This is a genomic window from Streptomyces sp. yr375, assembly GCF_900110755.1.
Taxonomy (GTDB): domain Bacteria; phylum Actinomycetota; class Actinomycetes; order Streptomycetales; family Streptomycetaceae; genus Streptomyces.
Map to the genome: position 1 here is coordinate 45,229 of NZ_FOFF01000053.1, position 13,409 is coordinate 58,637.

At 72.0% G+C, this 13,409-nt stretch carries 9 protein-coding genes; 1 reads left to right on the forward strand and 8 read right to left on the reverse strand.

Translation table 11 applies throughout. The features are described from left to right. Nucleotides 1–82 precede the first annotated feature (82 nt). Nucleotides 83–526 carry a hypothetical protein gene (locus BMZ82_RS33785; protein ID WP_093781228.1) on the forward strand — a complete coding sequence of 148 codons (444 nt, stop codon included), beginning with the start codon at nt 83–85 and terminating at the stop codon, nt 524–526. 34 nt (nt 527–560) lie between these two features. On the opposite strand, the gene BMZ82_RS33790 is transcribed toward BMZ82_RS33785, so the two are convergent. From BMZ82_RS33790 to treS, 8 genes are all read right to left on the reverse strand, one after another. After that, nucleotides 561–2,813, reverse strand: a complete 2,253-nt coding sequence (locus tag BMZ82_RS33790) for an FUSC family protein (RefSeq protein WP_177244792.1) — start codon at nt 2,811–2,813, stop codon at nt 561–563. Between the two features lie 23 nt (nt 2,814–2,836). Then, entirely contained in the window at nt 2,837–4,258 is a 1,422-nt protein-coding gene (locus tag BMZ82_RS33795; protein ID WP_093781218.1) for an NAD(P)/FAD-dependent oxidoreductase, read from the reverse strand. A 248-nt stretch (nt 4,259–4,506) separates the two neighbouring features. Beyond that, a complete protein-coding gene (locus tag BMZ82_RS33800; protein WP_093781219.1) occupies nt 4,507–4,953 on the reverse strand; it encodes an ATP-binding protein in 447 nt (148 codons plus the stop codon). Nucleotides 4,954–5,084: 131 nt separating this feature from the next. Further along, a complete protein-coding gene (locus BMZ82_RS33805) occupies nt 5,085–6,992 on the reverse strand; it encodes an AMP-dependent synthetase/ligase (RefSeq protein ID WP_093781220.1) in 1,908 nt (635 codons plus the stop codon). A gap of 165 nt (nt 6,993–7,157) precedes the next feature. Then, complete coding sequence (locus BMZ82_RS33810; RefSeq protein WP_093781221.1) at nt 7,158–8,252, reverse strand: glutamate--cysteine ligase 2; 1,095 nt, start codon at nt 8,250–8,252, stop codon at nt 7,158–7,160. A 69-nt stretch (nt 8,253–8,321) separates the two neighbouring features. Then, a complete protein-coding gene (glgB, locus tag BMZ82_RS33815; RefSeq protein WP_093781222.1) occupies nt 8,322–10,526 on the reverse strand; it encodes a 1,4-alpha-glucan branching enzyme in 2,205 nt (734 codons plus the stop codon). 5 nt (nt 10,527–10,531) lie between these two features. Further along, nucleotides 10,532–11,890, reverse strand: a complete 1,359-nt coding sequence (locus BMZ82_RS33820; protein WP_177244791.1) for a maltokinase N-terminal cap-like domain-containing protein — start codon at nt 11,888–11,890, stop codon at nt 10,532–10,534. Between the two features lie 28 nt (nt 11,891–11,918). Next, a partial coding sequence (treS, locus tag BMZ82_RS33825; protein WP_093781223.1) for a maltose alpha-D-glucosyltransferase occupies nt 11,919–13,409 on the reverse strand: 1,491 nt, incomplete at its 5' end.

The following is a 13,409-nucleotide window of genomic DNA, read 5'->3' on the forward strand; positions in this document are numbered from 1 at the left end:
CGGACTGTTCTTCTTCGCGTTCCGTTCGCGATGGCACGCCTGCGTGAGGTCTGACGTCCGCCTGGGTGGGAACACGGACCAGATGAAAGAACCAGAGTTCCCGCCCGACGGACAGCCCGACGAACAGCCCGTGGACATGTACCTCGACCTGTTGCGCGTCCGCATGGACAGCGAGGACTACCAGCTCCTGCTGAAGGTCGTCGCACCCGCGCTGCGCGCCCTCGAACAGCAGCCACCGGGCAGTCTCGACTTCGCCCTCGACCCGGAGGACACCCTGCACCTGCCCCAGGAGGTCCGCGACGAGGCCGCGCTGGTCATCGCCACCGCGGTCACCGGCCGGCTGGACAACCAGCTCGTGGAGATACAGGTCGACGGCACCGGCCCGGTCCGGGTGGTCACCGACGCGGCCACCGCGGCCGACCCCAGCCGCCTCGCCGATATCGCCGGCTGCATCCGGCAGCGCCAGCAGGACGCCGAGGAACTGCGTGGCATCGCCGAGGCGAGCGGCATGTCCACGGAGTTCTGAACGGAGTTTTTTCGAGCCCGGCCGGTATCGGGCCTCACTTCGGCGGTGCACCCGGTGCCACCGGCACCCCGAGCGGGCGCGCGAGGCCGACCACCGCCTCGTCCAGGCGTTGCAGATGCCGTAGCACCCGGTCGGTCACCCGGCCGTAGCGCGGTGTGCCCGGGACGCCCGGCTTCAGCAGCGCGGCGATGCTCGGCCCGGTCAGCACCTCGGCGGCCGACCGCTCGTCCGCGACGCGCGCGGCGATCGCCCCGGTGTTGTGCAGGATGCGCTGCCCCGCCCGGCGCAGCCGAGGGTCCGCCGCGATCGACGGATGCGTCGGCAGCAGCTCGGCCGTGGCCGCCAGGGACCGCGCGTGGTAGGCACAGGTCTCCAGGAGCGCGACGACATAGCGCGCGGTGTCCCGCCGGGTCCGCAACGGCGTGACCGGATGCGTCAGGGGCTGTGTGGCGGCCCGCAGGTCGGCCAGCGCCTGGTCCAGGTCCCGGGCCCGGTCCAGCAGGTCGGCCGGGGGCCCGCCGCTGAGCTGCTCCACCGCCGCCCCGGTGACATCGGTCAGCCGGTCCAGGACGGTCGTCAGCAGCTCGTTCGTCCGCCGGTCCGTGCGCACCGGCAGCACCAGCGCCGCCGCGACGATCCCGCAGGCCGCGCCCAGCGCCGTCTCCTCCACCCGCAGCACCAGCACCGACAAGCTGTAGGTGTGCAGCAGCGTGTACAGCACGCCCAGCGCGGCCGTCACGAAGAACGACATCAGCGTGTACGACAGCGGCGCCGTGTAGAACATCGCGAACACGCACAGCAGCACCACCGCGAACGCCGTCCACGTGTGCTGTCCGACCAGCCCCGCCAGCACGATGCCCGCGACCACCCCGAGCACGGTGCCCAGCAGCTGCCGGTAGCCCTTGACCAGGATCTCCCCGGTGGACGCGGTGTTCAGGAACACGATCCAGCAGGTCAGCACCGCCCAGTACCAGCGGTGCGCGGACAGCAGCTCGCCGCCGACGATGGCCAGCGACGACCCGACGGCGACCTGCACCGCGGCCCGGGTCGTCGGCCGCCGCAGCCCCGTCGCCTCCTCGGCCGCGCCCTCGTCCTCCTCGGCGCCGATCGAGGCGTCCTCGGCGTCCAGTTCCTCGCGGGAGCGGGCCGTCTCGGGACTGTCGTCGGACTCGTCCTGCGGCCCGTCGAGCGCGATCCGCAGCCCCAGCACCGCGCGCGCCGCCTCACCGACCCCCCGGAAGACGTCCTGCACCGCCGGCGACGCCTTCGGCAGGTTCTCCTCGTCCCGGTACCCCAGCAGCCGGTTGCGCATCAACGCCGACGCCGTCCCCGACACCTGAGCCGCGGGATGCCGTACGAGCAGGTGAAGGGCCTGGAGATCGCGGCGCAGGGTGTCCAGGGCGTCGTCCCGCCAGGGCAGCTCGCCGCCCTCCGGGAGCGCCGCGCCCGGCAGGTGCAGGGTCAGGGTGTCGGCCCGCTCGGCGCTGCGGGCCGTCAGCAGGAGCAGGCCCAGCCGCTCGGCGGTGATCTCGGCCTCGGCGATCCGGCGCTGCACCAGCCCGGCCACCGCCTCGTCCGGGGTGCCCTCCGCCAGCCGGCCCTGGATCATCATGGCCGTCTCGTGCAGCCGGGCGGTGCCCTCGCGCACCTGGCCGAGCGCCCGGTCCGCGTCGTCCGGGCCGGCGTCGAGCAGCTCGAGCTGGGCGTCGAGCAACTGCGCGAGCCGCGCCCGGAAGGCCTGCCGCAGCCGCTCCAGGATCCCGGTCGACGTCTGGGGCACCAGCACGAAACGCGCCACCGCACTGCACGCGAAGGCGACGGCGAGCACCCCGTAGTACCCCGGCAGCGTCGACGTCCCGACACCGACGAACAGGGCCAGGAAGTAGACCTGGAACCCGATCAGCCCGAGCGCCGTGCCCCGGTCGCCGAACCGCCGTCCGTAGACCGCGCAGAAGATCAGGGCGACGAAGAAGACGTCACCGGCCAGCACCCGGGAACTGAGCAGCGCCGCCAGCGACACCGAGGCCAGCGCCACCGGCAGGCCCAGCGCGAGCGTGCCGGCCTGCCGGTCGCGCTCCTGCTCCCGGACGGCGAACGTGGCGACCATCGCCGCGATGGCCCCCGCCACCAGATGCGAGACGTCCGCGCCCACCAGCGAGAGCACGGCCAGCGTCAGGGAGATCGCGCCGACCGTCCGCAGCCCGGCCGCCAGCCGCAGCAGCCCGGGATCGGACGCCGCGACCCGGTCCCGCCACCGCGCACCGGACGACCGTGCCGCCGCCCGCACCCCGCCCCGCTCCGCCGCCGGCCTCACTCCTGATCGGGGCCCGAGCCCTCGAAGCCGGAGCCCTCGGAGCCGGACACGTCGGAGCCGGAGCCCTTGAGGTGCGCCCGCACCTGCTCGGTCGTCAGATAGCTGTCCGTGTACTCGAAGTCCTTCAGCTTCGCCGCCCGGCGCGCCTGGAAGCCGGTGCGCACGAAATCGTCGCCCGCGACCGCGTTGAGCGTCCAGTTCGTCAGCACCCGGGCCTTGGCCACCCCGGTGCGCAGCGCCGACCAGTGGTAGCCGCGGGCCACGGCCTGCGCGGGCAGCCCCCGCAGTTCGATGCCGAGCGGCTTGGAGACGGCGTCGGTGCCGCCGAGGTCGACGACCAGACCCAGGTCCTTGTGCACGTACGGCCGCAGCGGCCGGCCCCGCAGCGTCGCGATGACGTTGTCGGCGACGACCTTGCCCTGCCGCATCGCGTGCTGCGCGGTCGGCGGGCAGACCGCGCCCGCCTCGCCCTTGGCCCGGTCGGGTACGGCGGCGGCGTCGCCGAGCGCGAACACCCCGTCGTTCCCTGGCAGGTTCAGCTCCGCCTCGACCGCGAGCCGCCCGCGGACCGTCTCCGCGCCGAGCGTCGCGATCAGCGGGCTGGCGGCCACGCCCGCCGTCCAGATGAGGGTCCGGGTCGGGACGGCCCGCCCGTCGGTGAAGGTGACCTCCTGCGGGCCCGCCTTCGCGATGGACACGCCCAACGAGACCTCGATCCCGCGCCTGCGCAGCACCTCCTGGGCGCTGCGGCCCAGCTTGTCGCCGAGTTCCGGCATCAGCTTCGGGGCGATGTCGATCAGATGCCACTTGATCAGGGCCGGGTCCAGCCGCGGATACCGCTTGACCGCGTTGTGGGTGAGCAGTTGCAGACAGGCGGCGGTCTCGGTGCCCGCGTAGCCGCCGCCCACGACCACGAACTGCAGCCGCGAGGCCCGCTCGGCGGGGTCGTGACTGGCGTCGGCCAGGTCCAGTTGAGTGATGACGTGGTCGCGCAGGTACGCCGCCTCCGCGAGGGACTTCATCCCGAAGGCATGGTCGGTCAGCCCCGGGATGTCGAAGGTGCGGGTGACACTGCCGGGAGCCAGCACGAGGTAGTCGTAGGGCTCATTGACGAGCTCGTCGGTGATGGTCCGCACGACGCAGACCTTCGACGCGAGGTCCACGCCGATGGCGCCGCCCGGGATGATCCGGGTGCGGTACTTCCTGCTGCGGCGCAGCGAGACGGCGATCGACTGGGGCGTCAGCACCCCGGAGGCGACCTGCGGCAGCAGCGGCAGGTAGAGCTGGTAGGCGAACGGCGTCACCAAGGTGACGTCGGCCTCCGCGGCGGCGAGTTCGCGTTCCAGGCGCCGCACGCACCCCACCCCCGCGAAGCCCGCGCCCACCACCAGGATCCTGGGTCGTGTCACGATGCCCACCCCTTTCTACGGCTCCACGCGCGCTGCCCTGTCTGCCCCGTCGGTCCTGTCGATCCCACCGCGGCCGAACCGGTCGCGCCAGCCGGACGAGCCATGCAGACGAACGTTTCTCCTGAGGCCACCCTGGTACCCGCAACACGCCCCGGGTACGCCCGGCCGGGGAGAGCGGGGCGTCGCAGGCGCATCTGGGAGCTGCCAACGAGTGGAGTTCCTCGACCAGTTGCAGCGCCGGTTCGGCGTGCGCACCCTCACCACGGCAGGAAGACGTGGACGTCCTTGCCTTCCCCCTGGCCCCGCTCGTTCGGCACCACGCTCACCTGGCTGCACAGCGTGTGCACCAGATACCAGCCGATGCCGCCGCCCCCGCTGTCGGGACGGAACGGCCGCGGCGTCGGCGGGGTGCTGTTGGTGTCGTGGACCGTGACGTGCACCCCGTCGAAGGTGGGGCGTAGCTGGAGCTCGAAGGGGCCCGGCGCGTACTGGACGGCGTTGGCGGCCAGCTCCGTGACGATCAGCACGATGTCGTGCCAGCACTCCGGTGTCGAGGGCGGTGCGGCCCGGGCCAGCTCACGGAGGAAATCCTCGGCGACCAGCCGCGCGCCCGTCACGTCCTGCGGTTCGCCCGCGAACCGGGCGCTGCGGCTCGAAATCGCCCAGAAGGACAGTGCGTCGTCACCACGCGGCTCGGTTGCCATGTCGTCAGTGCGGCCCCGCTGCTGCCGGGACCGTCGTCCTTTCTCGTACGGCTCTCAGGCGTCGCCCCTTCCAGGGTTCCCGAGCCCGCGCAGGCTACGCGTCCGCCGCACACCTGCGTACCTGGCAAGGCTCAGCGGAACACGTCGTCCGCGTCGTCCGAGCTCAGGATCTCCTCCGGGGCGCCCGGGCGGGGCAGGCGGGCCCGCGCCTGGTACATCGCCTCGATCTCGCTCGCGTAGTGCGCCACGATCGAGTCGCGGCGCAGCTTCATCGAGGGCGTCAGCAGACCGTTGGCCTGGTCGAACGGCTGCGGCAGGATGCGGAAGGCCCGGATCGACTCCGAGCGGGAGACCGTGCTGTTGGCCGCGGCCACCGCCCGCGCGACCTCCTCGCGCAGGGCGTTCTCCTCACGTGCCTCCCGGCCCCGGGGATCGCCGTGCAGCGTGAGACTGCCGCGCCAGTGCGCCACGAAGTCGGGGTCCAGGGTGATCAGCGCGCCCACACAGGGCCGGTTGTCGCCCACGACCACCGCCTGGTGCACGAGCGGATGCAGCCGCAGCCGCTGCTCCAGCGCGGCCGGCGCCACGCTCTTGCCGCTGCTGGTGATGATGACGTCCTTCTTGCGGCCGGTGATCGACAGGTAGCCGTCGGCGTCCAGGGTCCCGAGGTCGCCGGTGGCCAGCCAGCCGCCCCACAGCGCGGCCCGGGTCGCGGGCTCGTCGTTGACGTAGCCCTGGAACAGCGACGGGCCGCGCACCAGGATCTCCCCGTCGTCCGCCACCCGGATGTCCATGCCCGGCAGGGCCTGTCCGACGGTGCCCGACTTCTCCCGGCCCAGCGGCTGCATGGTGACCCCGCCGCTGGTCTCGGTGAGGCCGTACCCGTCGTGCACGTAGATGCCGATGCCCTCGTAGAACAGGGACAGGTCGCGGTGGAGGGGGGAGCCGCCCGAGGTCGCGCGGTGCACCCGGCCGCCGAGCGCGGCCCGCAGTCTGCGGTACACCGTCCGCTCGAACAGGGCGTGCTGGAGCCGCAGGTCGAAGCCGGGCCCGGAGCCGCGGCCCAGCCGGTGCCGTTCGGCGGCGGCGGCGAAGTCCCGCGCCGTCTCCGCCGCCCGCTCGAAGAGCGCCCCGCGGCCCGTCTCCTGCGCCGCCCGCAGGAAGTTCTTGTAGATCTTCTCGAACACCGACGGGACCGCGTACAGATACGTCGGCCGGAACGTGCGCAGCGACTCCCAGAGCGCGTCCGCGCCGAGGTCGGGCTCGTGGCCCATCAGGATGCCGCCGCGCAGACACAGGCCCTGGATCATCAGGCCGTACACATGGGAGAACGGCAGGAAGGCGAGGACGCTCGGCTGTTGTCCGGGGGGCGCGGCCGTGTGCCCCCAGCCGGCCAGGAGCGTGTCGCAGGGGCTGGCCAGACTGCGGTGGGTCAGCGCGCAGCCCAGGGGCCGGCCCGAGGTGCCGGAGGTGTACGCGATCACCGCGGTGGAGTCGGGCAGCACGATCCGGCGCAGCGAGTCCACCGTGGTCACCGGCACCAACGCGCCGCGCCGCCGCAGCTCGTCGAGCGCGCCCGCGTCCATCTGCCAGACGTGCCGCAGTGCGGGCAGGGCCGCGCACACCGATCCCACGGTCATGACGCTCTGTTCGTCCTCGACGACCACGCCCACGCAGGCCGCGTCCCGCAGGATCCACTCGACCTGCTCGCGCGAGGACGTCGGGTACACGGGGACGACCTCGGCGCCCACCGCCCACAGCGCGTGACTCAGCACCGTCCACTCGTACCGGGTGCGCGCCATGATCGCCACGCGGTGGCCCGGCTTGATCCCGCAGGCCACGAACCCCTTGGCCAGCTCGACCACCTCGTCCCGCAGCTCGACCGCCGTCACCTCCGCCCAGCTCGCCGGGCCGGCGTCCGGGCGGCGACGGGCGAGCACCGCGAGCGTGGGAGTGCGGACGGCCGTGTCGAAGACGCTGTCGGCGAGCCCTCCGGTCAGCGGCGGGGTGGTGCGGGGAGCGAGGGCGAAGTCGCGCATGCGCTGCTCCTGTGACGTGTACGGGCCGTGACGCCGCCGACCGGAACTGTCATCGACGGTGGTCGAATCTAGCCCAGGCGAGACCGGTTATGGCCGGGAATGAATAAGTAATCCGCCTTGATGATCTCGACGCCCGAGGATCCCGGCGGGGCCCGCGTCGTCGCCTCAACTCTGGGTGTGCCGCACACACGTCGTGACGACCTCGCGGAAACTGCCCGTACGCTCCCACACCTCGCGCTGGATCTGCGAACCGTTGCCGACCCGCAGCAGCTCGGCGCAGGACGCGCGGGCCCGCTCCAGGTCCCCGCTGTCCGCCAGCGCGTCCTCGACATACGCCAGCAGCGCCCCGACGACCGTCTCGGCGCGGGTGCGCCGCATGGTCGCCGGGTGCAGCAGATCCGCGGTCAGCCCCGAGCGCGCGGCACGCCAGCCGGCCAGCCGCAGCAGGCTCACCGTGTGGTCCACCGGCGGCCGGCCGGCCTCCCAGTCCCGGGCGGCCGTCTCGACGAGCCCGCGCACCAGCGTGGCGATCAGCAGGGCGGTGTCCGCGTGCAGACAGACGTCCGACACCCGCACCTCCACCGTCGGATAGCGCGCCGACAGCCGGGCGTCGAAGTAGACCATGCCCTCGTCGAGGATCGTGCCGGTGGCCACCATGTCCGCCACCCGCCCGTGGTAGTGCTCCGCCGAGCCGAACAGCTCGGTCGGACCCGCCGACGGCCAGCGCTGCCACACCCGGCTGCGGTAACTGCTGTAGCCCGTCTCCCGGCCCTGCCAGAACGGCGAGTTGGCACTCAGTGCCGACAGCACCGACAGCCAGGGCCGGATCCGGTCGACGACCGCGACGCCCTCCTCGTCCGAGCCCACGGACACATGGACATGGCAGCCGCACACCAACTGTTCACGTGTCGCGATGCCGTACTGCTCCGCCATCCACTGGTAGCGCCGGTTCATGCTGATGGACGGGCGCACCGGCAGCGGTGACGTGGCGAGCGCGGCGACCGCGCACCCGGCCTCCCGGGCATGCCCGGCCGCCTCCCCGCGGATGCGGACGATCTCCGCGCCGAGGTCGGCCATCGCCGACTGCGGGTGGGTGGCGAACTCGAGCATCTGGTTGTGCAGTTCCTTCTCGAAGACGGGCGGCTCCTCCGCCACCTCGCACCGCGAGGCGCGGGCGAGGACGGCAGCGGACAGCGCCCTGGGCTCGCCGGTCTTCGGGTCGACCAGGAGGAGTTCCTCCTCCACTCCGACGGTGCGCACGGGATACGGCCTTTCTCTACGGCCTTCTCGGGCGGGTGGCACGCACCCGACTGCCCCGTCAGGCCCTTTTCACACGGACGACGGCGTCAGCCACACGGTGGCCAGGGGCGGCAGCGTCAGCCGCAGCCGCCCCTGCTCGGCTACGACGGGGGCGGACCGCACGACACCGCCGCCGCCGTACCGCTCGGCGTCGGTGTTGAGCACCTCCCGCCAGGCCGGGGCGTCGCCGGGGACGGCGAGCGGGTAGTCGTGGCGGACCACGGGGGAGAAGTTGCTGACGGCGAGCAGTGGAGCACCCTGCGCGTCGTGGCGCAGGAACGCGAAGACGTTGTCGTCCGCGGCGTCGCCGACCACCCACCGGAAACCGGCCGGGTCGGTGTCGCGCTCCCAGAGCGCCGGCGTCGCCCGGTAGACCGTGTTGAGATCACGGACCAGGTCCCGCACCCCCCGGTGATCGCCCGCGGACGCGTACCCCGGGTCCAGCAGCCACCACTCCGGCCCCTCGCTCTCCGACCACTCCGCGCCCTGGGCGAACTCCTGCCCCATGAAGAGGAGTTGCTTGCCCGGGTGGGCCCACATGAAGCCCAGATAGGCACGGTGGTCGGCGCGCCGCTGCCACCAGTCGCCGGGCATCTTCGACACCAGCGCCCGCTTGCCGTGCACCACCTCGTCGTGCGAGATCGGCAGGATGTAGTTCTCGCTGTACGCGTACACCATCGAGAACGTCATCTCGTGGTGGTGGTACTTGCGGTGCACCGGCTCCTTGGCGATGTACTGGAGCGAGTCGTGCATCCAGCCCATGTTCCACTTCAGCCCGAACCCCAGACCACCGCTGTCGGTCGGCCGGGTCACCCCCTCCCACGCCGTCGACTCCTCCGCGATCGTCACGACCCCCGGATTGCGCCGGTACACCGTCGCGTTCATCTCCTGGAGGAACGCCATCGCGTCCAGGTCCTCCCGGCCGCCGAACACGTTCGGCGTCCACTGTCCGGAGTCCCGCGAGTAGTCGAGATAGAGCATGGAGGCGACGGCGTCCACCCGCAGCCCGTCGACGTGGAACTCCTCGCACCAGTAAGTGGCGTTGGCCACCAGGAAGTTGCGCACCTCGACGCGCCCGAAGTCGAACTCGTACGTCCCCCAGTCCGGATGCTCCGCCCGCCGCGAGTCACCCGGCTCGTACAGCGGCTCCCCGTCGAACCGGCCGAGCGCCCAGTCGTCCTTGGGGAAGTGCGCCGGCACCCAGTCCACGATCACGCCGATCCCGGCCCGGTGCAGGGCGTCCACCAGGAACTTGAAGTCGTCCGGCGTCCCGAGCCGCGAGGTCACCGCGTAGAAACCGGTGACCTGGTAACCCCAGGAACCCGAGAACGGATGCTGCGCGACCGGCATGAACTCCACATGCGTGAAGCCGAGTTCGCTGACATACGGCGGCAGCTCTTCGGCCAGTTGACGGTACGTCAACCCAGGCCGCCAGGATGGGAGATGGACCTCGTACACGGAGAACGGCGCCACGTGCACGGGGACATCGCCCCGGTGCGCCATCCACTCCTCGTCCGCCCACTCGTAGTGCGAGGTGTGCACGATCGACGCGGTGTCCGGCGGCACCTCCGCGCGCCGGGCCATCGGGTCGGCCTTGAGGAAGCGGTGGCCGTGCCGGGAGGTGATCTCGAACTTGTACCGGGCGCCCTCGCCGATCCCGGGCAGGAACAGCTCCCACACCCCGGACGACCCCAGCGACCGCATCGGGAAGGCCGTCCCGTCCCAGAAACAGAAGTCGCCGGCGACCCGCACCCCCTGGGCGTTCGGCGCCCACACCGTGAACCGGGTGCCGATCACCCCCTGGTGCGCCATCGGCTCCGCGCCGAGCGCCGTCCACAGCTCCTCGTGCCGCCCCTCACGGATGAGATGCAGATCGAGATCGCCGAGGGCCGGCAGGAAGCGGTACGGGTCGTCCACCTTGTGCTCGGCGCCCTCGTACGCCACCAGCAGCGTGTACGCGGGCACCGCGGCCAGCGGCAGGACGACCGCGAAGAGACCGTCGCCCTCCGACATCAGCGGGGTGGGATCGCCGTCGATCAGCACACTCACCGCGTCGGCGAAGGGGCGCAGGGCCCGGAAGAGGATCCCGCCCGGCACCGGGTGCGCGCCCAGCAGCGCGTGCGGATCGTGGTGCGCGCCCGAGAGCAGGCGCCCGCGGTCGGCCGCGTCGAGCGCGGGCGCCGTGCGCGGGCGGGGGCCGGCCGACTCGGGCGGAGAAGTGTCACGCAGGGCCACGGGGGTCAGCCTCCTCGGACGGCGAGTCGTTCGATCGCCGCCATGGGTACGGGCAGCCAGTCGGGACGGTTACGGGCCTCGTACAGCACTTCGTACACGGCTCGGTCCGTCTCGTAGGCACGCAACAGGGCATGTTTCTTACGGGGGTCCCAGCCCGCGCGGGCCGCGTAGCCCGCGCAGTAGGCCTCCCGGCAGCGGCGCGCCCACTCCGGGCGCCACGGGCGGCGCTGGCGGGCGGCGTAGTCGAAGGAGCGCAGCATCCCGGCGATGTCCCGGACCGGGGAGTGGGCGCTGCGCCGCTCGGCCAGCGGACGGGACGGCTCGCCCTCGAAGTCGATGACGAACCAGTCGCGCCCGGCGCGCAGCACCTGCCCGAGGTGCAGGTCGCCGTGGATGCGCTGGGCGGCCGGCCCGGCGTCGCACACGGACAGCGCGCCGAAGGCGGTGGTCAGGCCCGGGACGAACGGGCGCAGCGCCGGTACGTGGTGCGCGGCGGCCTCCAGCCGCTCGGTCATCGCCGCCGCCGTACGCCCGTCCTCCGCGTCCGGACCGGCCGGCAGGGCCGAGGCCAGCGCCAGGTGGACGTCCGCGGTGGCCCGCCCCAGCTCCGCGGCCTCCGCCGTGAAGTCGTCCCCGCGGGCGAGGGCCCGCAGCGCCAGCGTCCAGCCGTCGGAGGCGTCCGGCAGGAACGGCTGGAGCACGCCGAGCGTCGCCTCCTGCGGATGCGTCGTCCTGAACCAGGCCACCGGCGCGGGCACCCGCCCGCAGCCCTGCCCGGCCAGCGCGACCGGCACCTCCAGATCGGGGTTCACGCCGGGCTGGATGCGCCGGAAGATCTTCAGGATGAACGCGTCCCCGTACACCAGCGAGGTGTTGGACTGCTCGGCCTCCAGCAGTCTGGGCGCGAGCCCCGGGGGCAGTGACACGGACGGGTCCGACTCGAAGGTCAGCGGGCCCAGCGTGCCGGGATGCCGCAGCCGCTCCAGCAGCAGATGCGCCGACCGCGGGTCCTGCAACGCGTCGTGCACCGTCAGCCCCGCCATCGGCCCGTCCTCGACCCTGCCGATGAGCGCCCGGCCCAGCCGGGGCGACAGATGCTCCTGGACACCGAGGAGCAACTGGTAGCAGTCACCGGCCGGGGGAGTGTTCCCCGGGGTCGGGACGCCCGACTGACCGGCGTGCACGAGCAGATGCAGACAGCCCGGATACAGCTCGGTCATCGACAGCAGGCGCAGCTCGGTGAGGGGCCGGTCCTTGCCGGCGAACCAGCGCTGCCGCGGCAGCCACTCGCACAGCAGCGCGGCGAGCCCGACGGAGCGCACTGCGCTCACGCCGCTCGGTCGCATGGGTGCGGTCTTCGTCACGGTGACCCATCCTTTCCTCGGCGCACGCTCACGGGCGGCGACCGATCCGGGACGCGGCTCTGGTGAGCCGGAACCAGTAGAAGCCGTGGCCCGCGAGGGTGAGCAGGTAGGGCAGTTCACCGATGGCGGGGAAACGGACTCCGCCGAACAGCTCGACGGGATGGCGGCCGTCGAACCGGCGCAGGTCGAGCTCGGTGGGCTGTGCGAAGCGCGAGAAGTTGTGCACGCACAGCACCAGGTCGTCCTCGTATTCGCGCAGGAAGGCGAGGACGGCCGGGTTGGAGGACTGCAACTCGGTGTAGGTCCCGAGGCCGAAGGCGGGGTTCTGCTTGCGGATCTCGATCATGCGCCGGGTCCAGTGCAGCAGCGAGGACGGCGACGACATCGACGCCTCGACGTTGGTGACCTGGTAGCCGTAGACGGGATCCATGATCGCGGGGAGGGACAGCCGGCCCGGGTCGCAGGGGGAGAAGCCCGCGTTGCGGTCGGGCGTCCACTGCATCGGCGTGCGGACGGCGTCGCGGTCGCCGAGCCAGATGTTGTCGCCCATGCCGATCTCGTCGCCGTAGTAGAGGATCGGCGAGCCGGGGAGCGACAGCAGCAGCGCGGTGAACAGCTCGATCTGGTTGCGGTCGTTGTCGAGGAGCGGGGCGAGCCGGCGGCGGATGCCGATGTTGGCGCGCATACGCGGGTCTTTCGCGTATTCCGCGTACATGTAGTCGCGTTCTTCGTCGGTGACCATTTCGAGGGTCAGCTCGTCGTGGTTGCGGAGGAAGATGCCCCACTGGCAGTTCGCGGGAATCGCCGGGGTCTTGGCGAGGATTTCCGACACGGGATAGCGGGATTCCCGGCGGACCGCCATGAAGATGCGGGGCATGACGGGGAAGTGGAACGCCATGTGGCATTCGTCGCCGCCGGAGGCGTAGTCGCCGAAGTAGTCGACGACGTCGTCGGGCCACTGGTTCGCCTCGGCGAGGAGCACCGTGTCCGGGTAGTGGGCGTCGATCTCCCGGCGGACCCGCTTCAGGAACCCGTGCGACGCAGGAAGGTTCTCGCAGTTCGTGCCCTCCGCCGCGAACAGGTAGGGCACCGCGTCCAGGCGGAAACCGTCGATCCCCAGGTCCAGCCAGAACCGCAGCGCGGACAGCATCTCCTCCTGCACGGCCGGGTTCTCGTAGTTGAGGTCCGGTTGGTGGGAGAAGAAGCGGTGGAAGAAGTACTGCTTGCGGACGGGGTCGAAGGTCCAGTTGGAGACTTCGGTGTCGACGAAGATGATGCGGGCGTCCGCGTACTGCTTGTCGTCGTCGGCCCACATGTAGTAGTCGCCGTAGGGTCCGTCGGGGTCCTTCCTCGATTCCTGGAACCACGGGTGCTGGTCGCTGGTGTGGTTCATCACGAAGTCGATGATGACGCGCATGCCGCGTTGGTGGGCGGCGTCGACGAATTCCACGAAGTCGGCCAGGTCGCCGAATTCGGGGAGGACGGCGGTGTAGTCCGAGACGTCGTATCCGCCGTCGCG